Raw genomic sequence first — 19,901 nt, 5'->3', positions numbered from 1 at the left:
TCACTCCGTGCAGTGCAAGGCCAGTTGGCGCTGGCCTGGCCAGGTGAGCCGCAGCCGTGCCATGCCGTTCAGGCTCAGCAGCACATGCAGCGGCGGGCGGCGCAGCAGGAGGGTCCAGGCCGCGGCGGTGGAGTCTTCGCGCCGGGCTTCGCCGCGCGTGTCGAGCACGTTGTGGAACAGGTAGGGCAAGGTGCAGCAGGCCGCTCCCGGAATGCGGAAGGCAGTGCGCCGCAGCGCGGCCTGCGCCAGCGTGGCGAAGGTGTCCTGCCAGGCCGGCGGCAGCGCCGCCAGCACCGGGCTGGCGCGCAGCAGCGCAAGATCCTGGCGCAGCAGCCGCGTCAGGCGCAGCCGCATGGCGAAGGGCAGCGGGGCGGACTCGGCCAGGTCGCCCAGGTCGGCCAGGTTGGCCGGTGGCGTCGCGGCATGCAGGCGGCAGGCGCTGCCGGGCTCGACCCATACCTCGATGCGGGTCGCGCCGGCCGGCAGCCGGAGTCGCGCGGCGCCGGTGAAGGCGCAGCGGCGCAACGTGGTGGCCAGCGCCAGGGCGGGCGCGCCGGGGTCCGCGGCGGCCAGCCAGTCGTGCAGCGCCGGCAACGCGACGCCCGGTGCCACCCGCAGGAAGGTGCGCCAGAACGGATCGCGCCACACCTGTTCGCCACGATGGCCGGCAGCGATCGACAGCGCCAGCAGCACGGCAAGGTCGCGCGCGCTGCCGGCCCCGGCTGGAGGCGGGGGCAGTGCGGTGGCCCAGCCGGCGTCGCACGGGTCGCACGGGTCGTGCAGGTCGTGCCGGTCGGACAGGTCGTGCAGGGCAGGCAGCAGCCACGCGAGGCCACCGAATGGCGCGTCAAGCTGCTCCGGCGCAGCGTCGGTTGTGGCTGGCACGCGGTCGTGCCGGAGCTGCCTCGCCTGCGACGCCAGCGGCGCCATCGCTGCACGCACGGCCTGCGGCGTGGTGGCGAGCAGCAGCAGCCAGTCCGCATCCGTGGACAGGGCTGGCCCCTTGTCGGTCACGGCGATCACGCCGCGCGTTGCCATCCGCGCCAGTTCGCCGGCGGCCATGTCGTCAGGCATCGACAGCAAGGCCGCCAGCCAGCAAACCGCGCCAATGCCGGCTGGTTGCGCCGCACCGCCGTGTGCAAGCAGCCACAGCGCCAGCAGCGGCGCGGGAACGCGGCCCGGCGAGGCCGCTCGCCATGCGCCGGCAGCGGGGTCCAGGTGGCCTGCATCGGCGCCATGGCTCTCCTGCTCGTGCCAGCGGCACAGGATGCGCACCGCCTCGCGCTCGCCCAGCGCCGCCAGCAGCGTGGGCCAGCTTGCCCCGTCCAGCAGCGCCAGCGTGGCGCGCCCGGTGGCGGCGTCTTCGGTCAGCAGCGTGCGGATGGCCGCCGCTGCCGGCAGCATGCGCAGGCCGGCAAAGCGGTGGAAGAGCCAGCTGTCCCAGCCGTCGCCGCGCAGCAGCCGTTCGATGAAGCGCGCATGGTAGGCCGCGCGCGAGGGCATCTGCATGGCGTCGCCGGCGGGGTCCGCCACTGCGCGCGCAACGGCCAGCGCCAGCTGGCGCGACCAGTGGCGCACGATCTGCTCGCCGGGGCACGCGGTGTCGATCTCGCAGTCGATCTCCAGCCGCGGCAACAGCACCACGGCATCGTCATCCAGGCCGAGGGCGTCGAGCTGGTCCGCCAGCGCCTGTGCCACTTTCGGCGCCAGCCCGTCCAGCTGATGGCCGAGCGCGGCCGGCGCGGGGTGCGCGGCAGGCACCGTGTACGCGTTGTGCCAGTGGCGGATGCGCAGGTGGGCCATGGCTATGCCTGCGTAGTGACAGCTGTGGCGGCCGCGGCAGCGGGCTGCGCGTCGACGGCCAGCAGCTCCTCCAGCACCTGCGCGGCACCGCCGATGCGCAGCAGTTGCTCGCGCAGCGTGGCGGCCCGCGCCTCGGCCTCGGCCAGCAGCCGCTGGCCCGCGCTGTATTCGCTGCGCAGCGTGGCCAGGCGCGCCTGCAGCAGGCTGCGTTCGATGGGCGCGGCGGATGCCGCGGGCGCATTGGCGGTGGCGTGGTCCATGGCGGCTCCTTTCAGGTGCGGGGCCCGTAGGCGACGAAGTGGAAGGCGTTGTCGACGAAGCTGCCTTCCGACGGTGCCGTGACGTCGCGGGCGACCAGCGTGAAACCGCCGGGGCCTACGTTGCGCACGGTGCAAACCTGGTCGTCGTTGGCCGAGTCGACCAGGCTGGCGACGATGACCGGCGTCGCGTTAAAGGCCGGCGCGAAGCTCACGGTGTACTGGCCCGTGCCGGTGCGCGTCACGCTCCACCCGGTGCCGGCGGAGCCGCCGCCCGCGCTGGCCTGCCCGGCCACGATGCGCATCTCGGCCAGGCCGCCCACGGCGAAATAGTCACCGTTGTCGCCAAGCCGGATCGCGCCGCGCACTTCCAGCGTGCTGGCCGGCGCGGCGGTGCCCAGGCCCATGCGCCCGGCCGGGGTCACGGTCAGCTTGTCGCCGTTGCTCCACAGCCGCGCATTGCCGCCGCTGGCGTACCAGACCCAGCGCTCGCCGTTGCCCGGGCTGCCGATAAAGGCGCCGGTCTCGCGGTTCTCGAACGAAAACCCGGCACCGCCGCCGCCGCTGTGGATCTCGCTGCCGACCACATGCAGCGTGCGCGACGGCGTCAGCGTGCCGATGCCGACGCTGCCGCCGAACAGCGCCAGGTCGGGCGAGTTGCTGCGCGCCTGGCCGATCCAGCTCGAAAACTGGGCGGCTGCCTCGTTGCCGTTGCCGACCTGCTGGAACTGGACCCGGGGCGGCTCGTCGAGGTCGCTCAGCACCAGCAGCGGTGCCAGCTGCGGGCCGTACTGGAACCAGGCCTGGCCGGCATCGGGCGCGCCGCTGTTGCCCATCTGCAGCCACTTGCCGTTGCCCACCGCATTGCCCTGCGGCGACGGCACCTGCTGGATGTCGAGCCGCGCGCCCGGCGTCAGCGTGCCGATGCCGACATTGCCGCTGGCCGCCTCGATGAACAGGTTGCTCAGCGTGGGATCGCCCTGGGTCACGTTGAGGCCGTTCTTGGCCGGCCCCAGGTTGATCTGCCACGCCAGCGCGCCGCCGGTGTCTTCCAGCGCGACCAGGCCGCCGTTGGCGGCGATCGCGCGTACCGTCAGCGGCAGGGCCAGCGCCTTGTCGGTGCTGCCGATGCCGACGCGGCCGTCGTGCTGGATCGACACGCCGGCGGTATAGCTGAAGCCGATTGCGCAGGGATCGGTGCCGGTCGGCGTGGCGGCGCCGAGGGTGAGCCGGGTCGGGCCGGCGGTGCCTTGCGGCTGGCCCAGCAGCACCTGCAGGTCGACCCCGTCGACGGCACTGGGCGCGGCGCGCTGGAGCGCGGTGACGGTGCCCTGTGCCAGGTAATCGGTGCCGCCGGCATCGACCCACTCGGCGCGCGTGCCGTAGTAGCGCAGGTGGCCGCGCGCGCGCGTATCGGCGTCGAGCCAGACCGGTTCGCGGAAGTGCGGCGTGTCGGGGTCGCTGGCGCAGAACACCAGGTCGGCGGCGGCGGGCTGGTCGGCTTCGCACAATTGCTCGATTGGCGTGGCGCCCGCACGCGGTATCCAGCGCCCGCGCAGCCGCAGCAGGCCGCCGGTGCCGTGCAGCGCCTCGCCGATCCAGCCCGAATGCCGGCGGAACAGGCGTGACTGGGTGGCGCTGGCGGGTGTCGGCTTCTGCAGCGCGCCGCCCTGCCATAGCACGCGCCCGACCGGGATCAGCCACAGGCTGGGATCGTCAGCGCCGGGAAAGCGCTGCGCCGGCACCGACCCATCCGGCGCGACCGGCTGCAGCGGCAGCAGCGCGCCCGGCGCCTCGCGCGCGTCGCCGTAGCTGTCGTCGCCCAGCGCCACGCCGCTCTGGCGGGTCTCGATGGTCTTGCGCTCGCCGACCTCGACCAGGAACGACTCGACCACGCGGGCATAGGCATCGCTGGCTCCGCACACCTCGAAGCCCGGGCGCACGCCCTGGCCGGCGGCCTCGTCATAGCGGAGCCAGACGTTCACCGGGCCGGCCGGCTGCCCGGCGAACAGGCCGGCGTCGAGCGGGAAGGGCTCGGCCACCACGATGGCGCGGCCATAGCCGTCGGTGGCCAACCCCGGCGTCAGGTAGGCCTCGACCGTGCCCTGCGGCGAGTCCTGGTAGACCAGCTCGATGCCGGAGGCGATGCCCCAGCTGTGGCTGGCCAGGTGATGGCGCGCCAGCAGCGTGCTGAAGTAGCGCAGCAGCGCCTGCAGGTCCTCGGCGCCAAGGTACTGGCCCTCGAAGAAGCGCGGCCGCTCGGCGAATTCGGTGGTCATGGCGCCTTCCTCCTAGCCGGGTTTGCGGCCGCTGCGCTTGGCGGCGGGTTTGGGCGCGGGTTTGGCCACCGCCTTGAGCCGTTCGATCTCCGCGGCCTGCGCCTTGACGCTGTCGCGCAGCGCGTCCATCTCTGTGCGCAGGGCGGCCATGGCGTCGGGCGCAGCTGTCTGCGGCGTTGCCCCGGCAAAGGCGGTGGCGCGCAGCGACAGGCCCAGCGCGGCGTCGAGCAGCGGTGCGATCGCGGCCGTGACGGCCGGACGCATCAGCTGGTTGGCGATCACGAACTGGGGCAGGTTGGCCGTCTCCGCGGGGGACAGCCGGTCCCGGCCGTTGCCGGGGCTGCCGGGCCCCATCATGCTTTCCGCCAGCGTGCTGAACTCCAGCGTCTTGCCTGTGCGCGCCAGCGCGGCGCGCAGCAGCCCGGTGGCGCCGGCGATGCGTCCGGGCTCGGCCACGGCCGGGTTCAGCAGGTCGTTGGCGCGCTGGTAGGCCGCATCGGCCAGCTTGATGTCGGCGTTGCCGCTGCCGTTCCCGGCCGCGGCGTCAGGCGTAACGTCCGGTGCCGCACCGGGTGCGATCTCCCTGCGCATCGCAAAGAGTCCGGGCTGCGCGCCCGGCACGGTGTCCTGCGGCGGCGTGTCGGGCAGGATGCCGCCGATATCGAAGCAGCACAGGTTTTCCAGCAGCTGCCGCAGCTGCTTGCCGAACGGCAGGATGCCGAGCCAGTACTGCAGCGACGGGAAGGTGGTGGCGAACTTGCGGTGCACGGTCCAGTTGCACACGCGCAGCACGCGGCAGGACTGGGCGCCGCAGCCGCCGGCGACATGCAGCGACGCCAGCGGCACGCGCACCTCGCGCGTCGGCGCCGGGCACGGCGGCAGCAGCGCCGAGCAAAAGCAGGCGAGCACTGCGTCGAGCCACACGATCATCAGCAGCACCATCGCCAGGTAGATGGCGCCCGCATTGGCGAGCGTGCCCGCAGCGGGATAGGAGATGGCATTGAACTGCGCCATCAGGTCGCAGTTGTAGCTGCCGTGGCTGGCGAAATAGCGGCGCAGCTGCATGCGCGCCGCGCCGATCCACTGGTACCACGCCTGTGCCTCGGCGGCGGTGGCGGGGACCTTGAGCGTGCCGGGCAGCTTGGGCATCTGCGTGGCCAGCAGCTCGATGCAGCAGCGGAAGCGCTGCATCAGTTCGGAGTCGGGGTTGAAGGCCTGGTTGTTGCCTGCCGCGCCCCCGACGGTGCTGTCGGTGGTCCCGACAGGATCCGGGGCCTTGTCGGGCGGCTTGCGGTAGACCTCGAAGGCAAAGCCCTCGCAGATCACGGTGGGCTCGCACTGCACCGGCGCGCCGCGTGGCCTGGCCAGCGTGGCGCCGCCGCCGCCGTTGCAGCCGCCGCCGTTGCAACCGCATTTCATGCCGCCGCAGGCCCCGCCGCAGCCGCACTTGCCACCATTGCCGCCGCAGGCACAGCTGTTGGCGGTGCAGTCCGGCGCCGGGCGCAGCGGCCTGACGCCGCGCGCGGGCGCTTCGGCGTAGCGGATCGCCAGGATCCACTCTTCTTCGCCGGCGTCGCACTGCTGCGGCGACGGATGCTTCATCGGCTCGCACTGCTGCCAGCGGTGCTCCGCATCCTTGCAGCGCCGGATCAGCTCGCATACATCGACGCTGACCGCCTCGCACACCACGATGTCGTCGCCGCAGGGGCTGAGCGCATAGCCGCAGCCGACCGCGACACCGTCGCCGCACGGGTTGCAGGTCACCTCCAGCCCGTTGACCACGCCCCAGCCATGCAACTGCCGGTTGTGCAGCCGGTGCTTGCCGCGGATATAGCCGTCGAGCCGGTTGAGGTCGTCGGCGGTCAGCACCTGGCCGGCGAAGAAGCGCGGCCGGCACAGGCATTCCAGCATGCCGCAGGTGCCGCACACGCAGGGTTCGGGCGGGCAGGCGGTGGGGCTCTGGCCCTGGCGCTTGCGATAGAGGTCGTTCACGGTGTTCATCGCCTGGTGCTCCCTATCCTCGTTCTACGGTGAACCAGCTTTCGAAGGTGCCGCCCTCGATGCCATCGCCGCTGACGCGCTCGTCTTGCGGCTGCAGCCACTCCGGCACATTGCCGGGCTGCGGCGGATTGGGCGGCGACGGCGGGACCAGCTTGGGGATGTGGTCGGCATCGAGCGCGCGCAGCTGCCCGGTGTCGTGGTGCAACCCGCGGATGAAGTCGCCGTTGACCAGCAGCCGCAGTCTGGCCGGCTTGCCCTGCATGGTCTCGACCAGCTTCGGCAGGATCTGCTGGCCGATGCGCACCGCGGTGGCCATGCCGTTGGCGTCGATGCCCGGGTCGAACTGGGTCTGCGCATCGCAGTCGCGTTCCAGCCGGCCGGGCTCCAGGTCTTCGCGCGACAGCGGCAGGTCGCACCAGCAGCGCAGCGGCAGCTCGATCAGGCGTTCATCGTGCTGCACCTGCAGGTGGATGGCGTCGGCATGCAGGTCGGCGGCCATCACCGGCGTGTCGAATGCCACCACCAGTCCCTTGGCGATGGCGTCGAAGGGGATGTGCTCGGCATGCTTCCAGTTGATGTCGCAGATGTGGGGCAGGGCCCAGTCCAGGCCGTCGCCAGGCTTGCCTGGCTCGCCCTGGTCGCCTTTGTCACCCTTATCTCCCTTGTCTCCCTTGTCTCCCTTCTCGCCTTTCTCACCCTTCTCACCCTGTTGTCCGGGCAGCCCGGGATCGCCCTGCTCGCCCTTGGCGCTGGTGCCGCCGCAGCAGTGCTCCAGCATGCAGCGCACCGCCAGTGCCAGGTCGGCCACGCTGGGCACGGTCGCGCGCCAGGTAAGCATGTCGAGCCGGGCGATGTTGGCCGCCGCGTCGGCGAGCGGGTCGCTGGGCGGCACGGCCGGGTCTTCGAGCTTGCGCGACGGGCGGTATTGGGCGATCGTGGCCAGCGTTACGCAGTCCGGCGCGGGGCAGGCCGGGCAGGGATGCGGATCGAGGGAATCTTCGCAATGGGTGGCCTCGATGGCGGCGATCGCGGCGCCGTCGTCATAGACCGCCCACAGCCGCTCGCCGGCGAGCGCCAGCGCGTCGCCGCCCGGGCCGATCTCCAGCGCGTTGGACAGCAGCGCCGGCTGGCCCTGCTGCATGCGGCGCAGGTCCACCGCGACGATGCGGCTGTTGCCGGTGGCGGGCTGCATCAGCACGTAGCCGAAGCGGCCTGCCGGTTCGGCGGCCAGCGCCACGGGCGGCGCGGGCAGCGGATCCTGGTGCAGCAGCGTGCCGTCCGGCTTGGACAGGGCGATGCGCTGGCCGGCCTGGTCGGTCCAGGCGAGCAGGTCGAGGGCATCGGTCTTGACCGTGGCCAGCGCACTGACGTTGGTGCCGGACAGGCCGAGCGCGGACGGCGCCAGCGCTGCCGCCGTCAGGTCGACCGACTGCATGGCGCCGTTGGCCTGCGCCAGATACAGCGTCTTGCCGTCGCTGCCGAGCGCCCATGCGGTCGCGGCAAAGCCGCTCAGCGTGGCGTCGAGCACGGCCGTCAGCGTGCCCGGCGCAACATCGACGGTAAACAGCAGGCTGTCGCCGCCGCTGACCACCAGCGCCGCAACGCGGTTCGCGCCGATCGCCATCACCCAGGCCTGCGTGGCGCCGGCCGTGCCCGCCAGGTCGAGCGTCGCGTCCTCGGCACCGGCGAAGGCGCCGGCGGATGCGGTATCGAGCAGCGCCAGCCGCGCCGGGTCGGCCGCGGTGGCGCCGGCCACCAGTGCCACCAGACGCGTGCCGTCGCCGTTTGCGGCGATGCCGAAGACCGCGGTGGCAAAGTTGTGCGTGGCGATATAGGCCTGGTTCGATAGCCACAGCTGCTGCACCGTGCCGCCCCCGCCAGCCAGGTCCGCGGCCAGGTAGGCACGCTGGCTGGCCTCGTGCAGCGCCACCGCGCGCGCACCGTCCAGCGTGACGCTGGCCTGCCACGTCAGCGTGGGCGGCTGGGGCTGCGCGGGGGGCACCGCCGGCAGGTCCGGATCGACCAGCACGTCGAATTCATAGCTTTCCAGGATGCGGTTGGGCGCGCAGCGGGTGTCATCGCAACCGCATTCGTCGTACAGCACCGGGACTTCCTCGGTGGGGCACTCGCGGTAGCGCAGGCACAGCAGCAACAGGTGGTCCGCGCCGTCGGGCTGCTCGATCAGCGCCCGCACGGCCGGGAAGCAGGTGATGTCCAGCGTTTCCTCGTCGATTACCAGGATTTCGTTGCCGCAGCAGTCGAGCGCCGCGCCCGGCCTGACCACCACGTAGCGGTCCCGGCAGGCGGGGTTCGGGTGTGCCACCACCTCCAGCCCGCAGATCACGCCGGTGCCGTGCAGCCGCGCGTGGTGGCGCCGGAACTTCTCCACCACGTAGGCCTGCTCGACATCGAAGTCCGGCACGTCCATCAGCTTGCCGAAGAAGTAATGGTTGCGCAGCGGGGTCTGCACCTCGCAGCCCGGGCAGGGTGCGTCGCAGCAGCCAGTCGGGGTATGCATTGCGTTGCCCATGGTTGAGACCTCTCGTCGTTGGTCCGCTGTCGTGGCTACTACGGCGGCCGCTACTGCATGGTGGTGTCCATGCCCACGCGCCGCGTGCCGACGCGCAAGGCGCGCGCGCCACCGTCGCGGTCGGCACCGCCCAGCACGGTGGCGCGCCCCAGCTTCATCGCATCCAGCGTGACCGGCGCGGCCCGGTAGCCGATCACGGCATCGAGCCCCAGCATGGCCTGCACGCCGATACGGAAGCGCGGCGCCACCGGTACCAGCGTGGCCTGCACGTGCGCCGGCACGTCGGCCTTGAGCAGCTGCGCCAGCGCGCGTGCCAGCGCCGGTTCGCGCACGCAGGCCGCGGGTACGAATACCGACAGCTTGTGCGCATAGACATGGAAGGGATCGCGCCACGGGTCCTGCGCGGTCTTGAGCTGCGTCACGCCGAGGCGCGCGCTTTCGTCCGCGCTTTTGTCCGGCCTGGCGGCGCCGTGGCGGCCGGCATGGGCGCGGCCGACGCAGGGCTCGCAGTCATCGCCGCCTTCGCTGCCGGCAAGGGCCGGCAGCGCGCAGCCCGGCGTGGCGATGGGCGGCGCGCCCGCGCCCAGCCGGCTGCGGTTGACGATGCGTTCGCCCCAGAGCCTGGCGTTGTCTGACAGCCGGCCAAAACCGAGGAACAGCCAGCGCCGCAGGATGTAGTGCTCCAGCAGCAGGCGCGGCGGGCGCCAGCGGAAGCGTTCGGGAATGTCGGTGGCGCACGGCACGCAGGGCGCCGCGCCGGCGCCGCTGTAGCCACACCAGCCGCACCAGCGCTGCAGGCCGAGAAAGAGGTAGAGCGTGTGCGTCAGCCCGCGCGGCGTGCCGCGCCAGGCAAACGCGCGCGCCGCGTGCCGGATGAACGCGCGTTGCCGCGCCACCGGCAGCGCCGACAGGCCGCTGCCCAGCCCGAGCCAGCCGGCCAGGAAGCCAAGGAAGTCCTGGCGTCCGCCGGCAGGGGCCGAGAGCGGGTCGAACAGGCGCGCCTGCCCGTCGATCTGGCTTTCGATGTCGCGGAACTGGCGGTCGAACAGCGCCAGCCAGCGATCCGTGAACTCCGCGCTGACCGGCTCGGCGCCGAAGATTGCCGGCAGGTAGCGGCGCCAGCCGATGCGCGGGAAGTCGAGCGCCAGGCAGGCGAGCGACGGCGTCGCCGTGCCGTTGCCGTCCAGCCGCAGGCGCAGCCACAGGAAGCGCCCCGGGCGGGCCCGCAGCATGTAGTCGATGCCATCGAAGGCGGTGCTGCCGTCCGGCTCGGAATGCAGCGCCAGCGCCGGTTGCCAGTCTCCGCCTTCCAGCAGGTCGGCCGGTTGCAGTTCGGTTTCGGCGGTGAGCACGTCGATGGCGAGCCGGGTATGCGCGGGCAGGCTGGCGCCGAGGACGATGCGGTCCCACACGCAGTCCGAGATGCCGCTGTCGAGCGCCTGCGAGTGCCACGTGCCGGTTGCGGGCCAGGCATCGGAAGGATCGTCGGGCGGCGCATCCAGCAGCGTGCCGGACAGGTCGAACACGCACGGCGCGGCGCACGGCGGGCTGCACAGCGCGGACAAGTCGACTGAGCCATCGGCATGCACCGTCAGCGGCAGCGGCGCGAAGGCGCCGGCGAGGTCGGCCGGGCGCAGCGGCGGATCGAGCCGCCTGCGCGTGGCCGGTTCGTAGAACACCACCGCTTCGGCGCCATCCGTGGCGACCAGCAGCCTGCCGTCGCAGGTGGCGGCCAGCGCGGCGATGGCGCCAAAGCCGTCGTGGCGCTCCAGCACGCAGCCGGACGCGGCGAAGCGCAGCAGCGCGCCGTGCATGCGGTCGCCGACCCAGAGGTCGCCATTGGGCGCCACCGCCAGCGCCGCGGGCTGCCAGTCGTCAAGCCGGCTGCCGGCGTTGCACGGCGGCGTTGCCAGCGGCGCGCGCCACACGCCGCGCGCGGCGCCGGTGGCGGCGTTGAGCACCACCACGCGGCGTGCCGCGGGATCGGCCAGGTAGAGACGCCCGCAGCTCGCGGCCAGCGTGGCCGGGCCCGCGGGCAGCCGCGGATCCTGCGGGCGCAGGCAGAAGGCGTCGGTGAACGCGCAGGCGCAGGGGTCGAAGCGAAGCAGGCGGCGGCCCCTGGCATCGAACAGCAGCAACGCCTGCTGGCAAGGGCCGAGCGTAGCCAGTGCCAGGTGCCGCGGCAGCATCAGCCCGCCGAAGCTGCCGCTGGCTTCCGCCAGCGTGCGCCCGGAGCCGGGCAGCGGCAGCAGCGTCAGCGCGCCGCATTCGCCGAGCGGGCCGATGGCGGCCGGCGGCGTCCCCGGTAGCGTTTCCGGCAGCGCGCGCCAGCCGAGCCGGCCGTTGAGCACGAGCGTGTAGGGATCGTGCGGCGGGCGCGGCACCGGCGGCAGGTAGGCCGCATGCGAGGCGGGCCCGGCCTCGGGCGCACTGGCGGGCAGGGTGCAGGGCTGGTTCATGCATCCACCTCGCTGGTCTCGTAGCGGACGCTCAGCGCCAGCGCGTCGTCGGCCAGCCGCAGCAGCGCGCCGCCGCCGACCGGGACGTTGGCGCAGGCCGGGTAGTCGGTGTCGTCGAGCCGGAACAGCAGGTCGTCGACGCTGACCACGCCGGGCAGCAGCAGCCGGTGCACCACGCGCGAATAGTTGATGTCGCCGCCGAACGGCCAGCCGCTGCCGTCGGCGTCCGGCTTGCTGTCTTCGCCGCCGACCAGCGCATGGAAGTAGCGCCGCAGCGCCAGCAGCGCGGCCTGCTTGACCGCGGCCAGGTCGGCATCGCCGGCCACGGTGAGCGTGGCGGAGAGCCTGAGCAGCCGATAGGTCGGCGCCAGCACGTAGAGTTCGGTGGTGGCGAGACGGCGCTGGTCGAGCTGCGCGCAGACCTCGCGCAGCAGGCCTTCGGTAGGCTGCGGCGCGGGGTCGTCCAGCGGCCGTTGCGGGTCGCTGGCCTCGGGCACGACCACCACGCTGACCACGCCCGGCACCTCGACATTGGGGAAGGCCGGATGGAACAGCGGCAGCGCCCGCGCGCGCGCCACGCCGCCGACCTGGCGCGCATGCAGCTCGAAGTCGTCGCGCGTGACGGCGCGCTCGTGGCTCTTGAGCGTGGCCGCGGCCCGATCGCGTGCGGCTTCCAGCGTCTCTTCATCGGCGCCGCCGAAGGCGGGGAACAGGTTGCCCACGCCCTCGGTGTCGATGCCAGGCAGGCTGCCGCGCAGCGTGGAGATCAGCCCGGCGCCGACATCGCCGTGCGCGCCGCCGCCCACGCGGTAGCGCCGCGCGACGATATTGGCGGGCCGGTTCGGGTTGGCCACCGGGATGCGGCCGCCGATGCCGTGGAAGCGGATTTCTCCGGTGGTGCGGTTGAGCACGTAGTGCGCATCGTCCGGCCCGGAGGCGAGGAAGTCCGCTACCTCCTGCCACGGTTGCAGACCGTCGCCTTCGTCGACCTCCAGCGCCAGGCTGCCGGCCAGCACCGGATGCTGGGCGAGCTGGAACACCTGGTCGGGCATGCCGGTGCTGCGCCCGACGATCTCCGCATCGACCGACTGCGCGGCGATCGCCGGGACCGTGTTGGTGCGCACCGCCAGCAGCCGCGGCGGACGCTGGTAGGCACCGCCGGCCAGCCGCGCGCGCAGCCAGTAGCGCGGCGCGGCCACCTTGCCCAGCACCGCGCGCTGCGGGCCGTTGCGGGGCGCGGCGCCGAGCAGCACATGGCCGCTGCGGGTCAGGGCGGCGGTGTCGTCGCGCAGCGTGTCGAGCGGGTACCAGTCCTTGCCGTTCCAGTATTCCCACGCCAGCGTCGCGGGCGGCGCGGTGGCCAGCGGGCTGTCGACATAGAAGGGCGCGCGCGCGTCGCGGCGGGCGATCCATACCGCCAGGTCGATCGGCACGCCGGGGAAGTCCAGCGGGGAGTCGAACCCCAGCATCAGCGCATTGCCCACCCGCACCGCCGGCCCGAAGGCGAGGAAGCCGGCCTGCACCTCCGCATTGGCGGCGCTGACATCGGTGGTCTGCAGGCCAAGGTCGACCTGCACCGCGTCGAGCCGGGCGCTGAGCGCGATCAGTGCCTTTTCGGTCTCGAACACCACGGGCCGCTCTTCGCCCGGCACTTCGGCCGCAACCTGCGTGTGCAGCGGCACGATCAGCGTTGGCTCGGCGTAGGTCGCCTGCACCGGGAAGCTCAGCTCCGCGCGGGCCGGCCGCGCCGGCAGCAGCTCGATGCCGAGCAGCTCCAGGAACTTCAGGTAGTTCAGCTTGGGCACGCGCCCAAGCCGCGCGATCAGCAGGTCGCTCATCCACGCCATCAGCTGCACCACCGCCATGCCGGGCTCGTTGTCGTTGACGTCGTCCCATTCCGGGGTGTAGCGCGGGATGCGCGCGCGCGCCTCCGCCACCAGGTCGGCGTAGCGCCTGTCGTCGATCACCGGGTATTCGTTCCTGAGCGGCATGATGCTGGCCCTAGACGTAGGATTCGTTGATGTAGAACGGGTACACCAGGTTGGCCAGCGCGTTGTTGGCGCGGATGCGGTAGTCGATGCGGATCAGCAGCAGGCTCGGCTGCGCGGGGTCGAAGTCGGCCGTCACGGCCAGTACGTCGATGCGCGCTTCCCACAGCGCCAGCGCCTCGCGCACGGCGTCGACCGCCTCGGTGCGCGTGGTGGGGTCGTTGGGCGCGAACAGCAGGTCGTGGATGGCGCAGCCGAACGCGGGCAGCATCACGCGCTCGCCCAGCCGGGTGCCGAGGATCAGGTAGATCGATTCTTCGATGCGCTGCCCGGCGCGCGCCAGCGCCAGCCTGCCGCGCGGCGTGACCGAGAGCGGGAAGGCCAGGCCGGTGCCGAGGAAGTCGGGTTTCATGTCAGCCTCCCAGCGCGTCGGCGACCAGCTGCAGCGCCTTGGTCAGTTCGTCGAGGGTGGTGACCACGTTCTGCAGGCTCTCGATGTCCTCGGCCGAGCCGATGGCGGGCGTCTTGATCGGGTCCACGCCGGCAATGCCCATGAAGGGCTCGGCCAGCGCCAGCAGCACCAGCACCGGGTCGATCGCCGACATCATGTGCTGGGCCGAGGCATTGGCGTTGGCCTGTGCGCATTCCAGCGCCGCCATCAGCTCGCTGTTGCCCTCGGCCTGCGCCGACGAGATCTGCAGCGCCAGCCCGCCCATCACCGCCAGGATGCTCTTGAGCTGGCCGACGATGCACTTGAGCAGCTTGATGATCAGCAACAGGATGTCGCGCACGAAGGGAATCATCACCGCCGGGGTCGGCACCGCCAGGCAGGGCAGCACGGCCTCGGCCGCCTGCAGGAATTCCGGCACCACCTTGATCAGCGTGGGCGGGTCGGGGGGACCCAGCGCCTTGACCACGTCGATCAGCGGCTTGATCAGCTTGAGCACCTTCACCAGGCACTCGATGCTCGCCATCACCGGCGCCAGCTGCAGCACCAGCGAGAAGTTCAGCGAGCAGTCGTCCGGAATGCCCTTGGTGATGTCGACGATGCCCTTGAGCGTGCCGCCGGTGGGCAACTGGATCTGCGCGCTGCCAGGCTTGGGCAGCGGGATGCAGATCGGCTTCTGCAGTGCCTTCTGCAGGGAATCAGGCAGCGGTACCTCGATCGGGACGTCCATGCTTGCCTCGCGGTGTCGTGTGTGCCGGATGTGCCGGATGTGAATGTGCCGCGCTTCAGATCGGCCCGCCGGTGGGCCGCACCAGCCGGTCGTTGATGGTCACGCTGCCGACCGCGTTGAGCGCCAGCGCGCCGCGCGTGTTGATGCTGATGTGCGTGTTGGTCATCACCACGGTATTGCCATGCGCGTCCTCGATGATCAGCGCGCCCTTGTTGCCGGCGGCGGGAGTCGAATCGACCATGCGCAGCGCGTGCCCGTTGCGCGAGCGGATCATGCGCTGGCGCTCGTCGGGCGACGGCGGGCGCTGCCGCGGGTTCCACAGGAAGCCGATCACGTACGGGTGGTCCCACATGCCCTGGTCGAAGGCGAGGATCACTTCGTCATCCACCTCCGGCATGAAGAACGCGCCCCGGTCGCCGCCGGCCATCGGCGCGGCCACCGGCACCCAGCGCTGTTCGGGGCCGGACAGCCACGGGTAGTTGACCTGGATGCGGCCCAGGCGCTCCGGGTCGCGCACGGCGATCACCTTACCGATGACGATGCCTGCACTGCGTTCGCTGCGGTTCATGGGGTGCCTCCGGGGGCGAGTTGCTGGCCGGTGTCCGGGTCTTCCCGGCGCGCCGTGAACTTGGTGACATAGCCGCTGGCGTTGATCGTGTGCGTGGTTTCGGTGACGAAGTACTCGCCCGACAGCCGCGCGCCGATGCCCTGGATGCTGACGTGCGAGCCCGCCCGCAGCCGCGGCAGGCCGACCACGCTGGCCTGGATCTTGACCAGCTCCTGGGCGTGGCCCGTCAGGATGTCCAGCGCCAGCTGCCGGGCTTCATTGCGGGTCGAGACCGGGCGCGTCACCACGCGCTCCTCGCGCGGGTCGCACTGCTTGACGATCTCCAGCAGGCGCGGGTTGCGCCGCAGGAAGCGCGGGTCTTCCAGGTCCGCGGTTTCCTCGATGGCGCGCTGGCCGGCGCGGTCCCAGCCGCGCACGGTCACCTTCTTGACCTGGTTCGCGGTGGTCAGCGTGGCCTTCAGGTCCATCAGCCCCGCGCCCCAGTCGAGCCGGTATGGGGTCGGGCCGCCTTTGGTGGACGGGCCGAAGTAGAGCCGGTCGCTGCCGTCGGCGGGATCCTGCTCGACCGTCACCACGTAGCCGCGGATGCGCGCGCGCCGCCACAGGAAGTCGATGTCGTACTCGTTCTTCTGCCCGACAAAGACCAGCTGCGGCTCCTGCTCGGGATCGGTGCGGATCGGCATCGGGATGCGCCGCGCGTCCTGGCCGCTGTTGCGCCAGTCCGGATCGGTCAGGCCCTCGAAGCTCCTCGCGATGGCGCTGTCAGTGGTGTCGTGCCAGTTGCCGTCGTAGCGCTTGCGGCGCAGCCGGTGCAGCCGGTTCAGGCCGCGCACCGCCAGCGTGTGCGGCCCGCCGGTGGAAAAGGTCGGCTCCATGGTGGTGAAGTTGCCGGTCAGCATCTCCACCATTTCGCTGGCATAGCCCATCCGGATGCGGACCACCTTGGAGCAGGGCTCGAACAGTGTCTCCAGCTCATGCATGGTGGCGTCGGCCGCGCTCTTGCTGTCGTCCGAACCGATGTACTTGTAGCGGCGCCGCGCCGGATCCCAGTTGCCCACGGTCAGCTCGAAGCCGTCGATCTGGTCGATGTTGTCGCGGTAGGTGATGTCGACGATGTCGCGCAGCACGCTGTTCTCCGGCCGCACGCCGTCGATGCTCAGCTCGAAGCGCGGCACGCGGAAGCCCGCGATGCCGGTGCGGGCCGATTCGCGCGCGAGGGTCAGGTATTCGTCGGCGTCCATGATCTGTCGGCGTCCACGGGCGGCGCTAGCGGATCGACGGCACCGTCAGCCGCAATCCCGCCGCCAGCCGGCGCGGGTCCTCGATGCCGTTCTCGTCGGCAATGGCGCGCCACTCGCCGGCGCGCTCGTAGTAGTCGCCGGCCACCGCGCTGAGCGTTTCGCCCCGCTGCAGCACGTGGGCGTGGCTGCGGTCGGGCGAGCTTGGGTTCTGCTTGCCGAGCTGCTGCTCGATCGGCCGCCACTCGCGCAGCACCAGGTTGACGGTGGCACGCAGCGGGATGCCTTCCGGGCTGAACAGCGTGAAGCGGCTGCGCACGCTTTCGGCCACGCCGGTAAAGCTGGTGCGCCGCTGGCTGCCGCCCCAGGCCTTGCCAAGCTCGTTGCCCGGGAACTGGTCGTTCCAGATAAAGGTGACGATGGGGGGCGCATGCAGCGCGGGAATCAGCTTGACCAACTGGTAGTACTTGTCGGTCTCCCTGGTCACGGACTCCGCGCCGATGCCCATGCCCTTGTCGGTGCTGTCGCAGAACAGCTCCAGCGTCAGCTTTTCGGCATTGCCGCGCACGAACTGCTGCAGCGGCGCGTCCAGCCCCGGAATGCCGATCTCGGCCAGCTGCACCTGCTTGTCAAATTGCAACTCGGTCGGGTTGAACTGCACCGGGTAGGTGATGGTGTTGGCGGGCTTGGGCCCGACCTGCACCTTGAACTTGCCCTTGGCCGGAATTGTCATTGCGTGGCTCCGTCAGTCACCGGTGGATGCGCCGGACCCGCCAGACCCAGTTTCGCCTTCCATCCAGTCCAGGTAGCCGTTGCGGGTCGAGGTCTCGCTGGCCACCTGGCGCTGGTGGGCCAGCATCTGCTGCACCGCTGGCAGGATCGCCGCGACGATGCTGCGCACGGTCTGCTCGGACAAGCCGCCGGCGCCGTCGACGATGCGCACGCGGCTGACCACGCTTTCGATGATGACGTCGCTCAAAACAGGCTCCCGATGGCTTCGGCGGCCTCGCCGATGGCGCCGGCCAGCGCGGCCGCGCCGCCCAGCTGGTAGAGGCCTTCGTGGGTGATGGTGACGGCTTCGACCGCCACCGCGCTTTGCTGGGCATTGAGCTGCGGCCCGCTGTACTTGGTCGGCAGGCCACGGCGGAAGCCCCAGACGGTGTGCGGCTTGTGGCGCGCGTCGCACAGCGTGATCAGCCCGTCCTTGCGCTTGCCGGCACCCGCCGTGAAGGCGTAGAACCAGTCGAACAGCTCGGTGCTCCTGGTCACGCCGTGGCGCAGCACGATCTCGGTATTGCGGATGCGCTTGGGGAACTTGAGCACGGTACCGTTGAGGCCGCCTTCCATGTAGTCGTCGGTCTCCATCGTCATCTCCAGCCCGCTGCATTCGCTGAAGCCGGCCACCGGCGCCGGCATCAGCGGCGACAGCGCGATGCGCGTCACGGCCGAGCCGGTGGAGGCGGTCGAGTCGTACAGCGTGACCAGGAAGTTGAAGCCGAGCAGCGGGTCGCGGCGAGTGGCTAGGCTCATGCGAACTCCTTGCGTTCGAACAGCGAGAACACCGGCAGGTTGTCCTGCCTGCCCACGCGCAGCACGATGAACTCGGCCGGCGCCACCGGCGCGATGCCGACCAGCGCGATCAGCTGGCCGTGCTCGCGCGCGTCGGCGCCGGTCGTGTCCTCGTCGCAGCGCACGAAGAACGATTCCGCCGCGGTGGCGCCGGCAAAGGCGCCGCGCTGCCAGAACAGCGTCAGGATGGCGATCAGCGTGGTGGCCACGGCGGCGCGCGTGGGCGCGTCGTTGGGCTCGAACACGGCCCAGCGCAGCGCGATGTCGCACGCGCGCCTGAGCGCGATCAGCATGCGCACGGTGCTGACGTAGCGCCATTCGGGTTCGTCGCTGACGGTGCGCGCGCCCAGCAGCATCGGCACGCGGCCGAACTCGGCGCGCAGCACGTCGATGCCGGCATCGTTGAGCTCGCCGTGCTGGGCATCGCTGACCGCGCTGCGCACGTCGACCACGCCCTGCACCGGCACGTTGGCCGGCGCGCGCATCACGCCCAGTGTCAGGTCGGTATTGGCGATGGCGCCGGCAACGTGGCCGCAGGCGGGCACGACCCTGACGCCGGCGACGCTGCCGGCGACCGGCGGCGCGGCACCATCGTTTTCGGCCACCGCCAGCCATGGCGCATACAGCGCGGCGGCGCGCGCCGGCTGCTGCCCGACCAGCATGCGGCGCCACTCCGTCAGCGCGCGGATGCCGCGGCTGCGGCCGGTGGCGCGCTCAAACGGCGCGGACAGCACGGCAAAGCGGTCGCCGCGCGCCTCGCAGTCGGCGATCAGCGCGGTCTGCACGCGCAGGATGTCGGCTTCGACAAAGGCTGGCGGCAGCTCGGCGATGGCGCGCGGCTGGTGGACGCGGCGCGGCGGCGCTGGCGGCGGACAGGGTCGGCAAGGATCGCCGGTGTCAGGCGGCAGCGGCTCGTAGTCGGGGTCCGGCTGCGGCCGGATCAGGATGTCGGGCGCGGCGACCAGCGAGATCTCGTCGATCTCCGCCAGCGCCTGCAGGCCGCGCGCCTTGCGCAGGCGGGCGAAGTCGCTCTCGCGCGCTGCGTACGGCTCGCCGAGGAAGTCGCTGGCGCTGAGCGCGGCCAGGCCGTCGGCGCCATGTGCGAGCGGCAGCCGCTGGCCGGACGCTGCAGCCAGGGGCAGCGGCGGCAGCGCGGGGGCCAGGTCAGTGATCTCGACCAGTCCGGGCGGCGCGGGCAGGGCGCCGGGGTTCACCAGTGGCAGGCGCAGCCGCTCGGCCCCGCTGCGGTAGGCGGGCGCCAGCACGGTGCCGAAGTGACGCGGGTGTTGCGGCGACGGGTGCAGGTCGCGGTATTGCGCGGCAAAGGCGTCGCGCCGCCAGACGTCGAGCGTGTAGGCGACGCGTTCCACCGTGAGCGGCTGGGCGGGGTCCAGCGCACTCCAGGCGAGTTGGTCGGCGCCGCGCTGGCGCGGATCGGGATGGACCCAGTCAAGCCTGCCGGCCGCCGCGTCGACATGCGCCAGCACGCGATGCGCGCTCGCCGCCGGCTGCGCCAGCCGCACCAGCTCGCCCGCCGCAAAGCCGGCCACGGCCGCCAGCCGGGCGCCGGTGGCGTCGGCCGACAAGGCGCGCTGTGTCAGCGGCCGCTCGCGGCGCCACGCGACGGCCAGTTCATTGCCCCAGCTGCCCGGCGAGGTGGCGGACAGGCGCCAGCGCGGCACGCCCGCGGTGTCCGGCAGCAGCACGCCGGCGCTGCGTGCGCCGCCACCGGGCGCTTGGTCGCCATCGTTGTCGCCCTCGCCAAACTGGCGCGCCGCCACGCGCACCACCCAGCAGCGCATGCCGCCGTTGTCGAAGAAGCCGCGCACCGCCCACGCCAGGTAGCCGCTGCCGAAGGGCCGCCCGAAATGCGCCTGGAACTGCCGCCACGACTCCACCGCCACCGGCGTGTCGAGCGGGCCGCGCTCGGCCAGCCCGATGAACGCGGCGATGTCGGTGCGCAGCACCACCGGCGCGGCGCCGGCGGCGTCGGTCCGTTCGATGCTGACTGCGGGCATGCCATGGCGCATG

General features: G+C 72.0%; 15 protein-coding genes. All 15 read right to left on the bottom strand.

Translation table 11 applies throughout. The features are described 5' to 3' along the window. A complete protein-coding gene (locus J8I34_RS06285) occupies positions 1–1,803 on the bottom strand; it encodes a hypothetical protein (protein WP_209805630.1) in 1,803 nt (600 codons plus the stop codon). 2 nt (positions 1,804–1,805) lie between these two features. Further along, positions 1,806–2,063: a hypothetical protein gene (locus J8I34_RS06280; RefSeq protein WP_051320289.1), complete on the bottom strand. Its 258-nt coding sequence runs from the start codon at positions 2,061–2,063 to the stop codon at positions 1,806–1,808. An 11-nt stretch (positions 2,064–2,074) separates the two neighbouring features. Next, complete coding sequence (locus tag J8I34_RS06275; RefSeq protein ID WP_209805629.1) at positions 2,075–4,339, bottom strand: hypothetical protein; 2,265 nt, start codon at positions 4,337–4,339, stop codon at positions 2,075–2,077. A gap of 12 nt (positions 4,340–4,351) precedes the next feature. Continuing rightward, positions 4,352–6,340 carry a hypothetical protein gene (locus J8I34_RS06270; RefSeq protein ID WP_209805628.1) on the bottom strand — a complete coding sequence of 663 codons (1,989 nt, stop codon included), beginning with the start codon at positions 6,338–6,340 and terminating at the stop codon, positions 4,352–4,354. A gap of 13 nt (positions 6,341–6,353) precedes the next feature. Next, the gene (locus J8I34_RS34680; RefSeq protein ID WP_245175793.1) at positions 6,354–8,858 is read right to left on the bottom strand and encodes a hypothetical protein; all 2,505 of its coding nucleotides are present in this window, start codon (positions 8,856–8,858) and stop codon (positions 6,354–6,356) included. Positions 8,859–8,920: 62 nt separating this feature from the next. Further along, positions 8,921–11,329 (bottom strand): hypothetical protein, encoded by a 2,409-nt coding sequence (locus J8I34_RS06260; protein ID WP_209805627.1) that lies wholly within the window; start codon positions 11,327–11,329, stop codon positions 8,921–8,923. Continuing rightward, on the bottom strand, positions 11,326–13,320 hold the full coding sequence (locus tag J8I34_RS06255; RefSeq protein WP_209805626.1) for a putative baseplate assembly protein: 1,995 nt from the start codon (positions 13,318–13,320) through the stop codon (positions 11,326–11,328). The genes J8I34_RS06260 and J8I34_RS06255 overlap by 4 nt, the downstream gene beginning before the upstream one ends. A 10-nt stretch (positions 13,321–13,330) precedes the next feature. Next, positions 13,331–13,729, bottom strand: coding sequence for a GPW/gp25 family protein (locus J8I34_RS06250; RefSeq protein ID WP_029044851.1), 399 nt, complete (start codon positions 13,727–13,729; stop codon positions 13,331–13,333). 1 nt (position 13,730) lies between these two features. Then, complete coding sequence (locus J8I34_RS06245; RefSeq protein ID WP_029044852.1) at positions 13,731–14,495, bottom strand: hypothetical protein; 765 nt, start codon at positions 14,493–14,495, stop codon at positions 13,731–13,733. 55 nt (positions 14,496–14,550) lie between these two features. Beyond that, positions 14,551–15,063: a phage baseplate assembly protein V gene (locus J8I34_RS06240; RefSeq protein ID WP_209774813.1), complete on the bottom strand. Its 513-nt coding sequence runs from the start codon at positions 15,061–15,063 to the stop codon at positions 14,551–14,553. After that, complete coding sequence (locus tag J8I34_RS06235; RefSeq protein ID WP_209774816.1) at positions 15,060–16,304, bottom strand: phage late control D family protein; 1,245 nt, start codon at positions 16,302–16,304, stop codon at positions 15,060–15,062. Before J8I34_RS06235 ends, J8I34_RS06240 begins: the two co-directional genes overlap by 4 nt. A 25-nt stretch (positions 16,305–16,329) precedes the next feature. Next, positions 16,330–17,034: a CIS tube protein gene (locus J8I34_RS06230; protein ID WP_029044854.1), complete on the bottom strand. Its 705-nt coding sequence runs from the start codon at positions 17,032–17,034 to the stop codon at positions 16,330–16,332. Positions 17,035–17,046: 12 nt separating this feature from the next. Beyond that, positions 17,047–17,280 (bottom strand): hypothetical protein, encoded by a 234-nt coding sequence (locus J8I34_RS06225; protein ID WP_029044855.1) that lies wholly within the window; start codon positions 17,278–17,280, stop codon positions 17,047–17,049. Next, entirely contained in the window at positions 17,277–17,831 is a 555-nt protein-coding gene (locus J8I34_RS06220; RefSeq protein WP_209774818.1) for a phage tail protein, read from the bottom strand. The genes J8I34_RS06225 and J8I34_RS06220 overlap by 4 nt, the downstream gene beginning before the upstream one ends. Then, complete coding sequence (locus J8I34_RS06215) at positions 17,828–19,900, bottom strand: phage tail sheath C-terminal domain-containing protein (protein ID WP_209774821.1); 2,073 nt, start codon at positions 19,898–19,900, stop codon at positions 17,828–17,830. Before J8I34_RS06215 ends, J8I34_RS06220 begins: the two co-directional genes overlap by 4 nt. Between the last annotated feature and the right edge of the window lies 1 nt (position 19,901).

The organism is Cupriavidus phytohabitans (assembly GCF_017815025.1).
GTDB lineage: Bacteria > Pseudomonadota > Gammaproteobacteria > Burkholderiales > Burkholderiaceae > Cupriavidus.
Note: the sequence above shows the minus strand (reverse complement) of the source record. Positions and strands in the feature narration are given on the sequence as shown.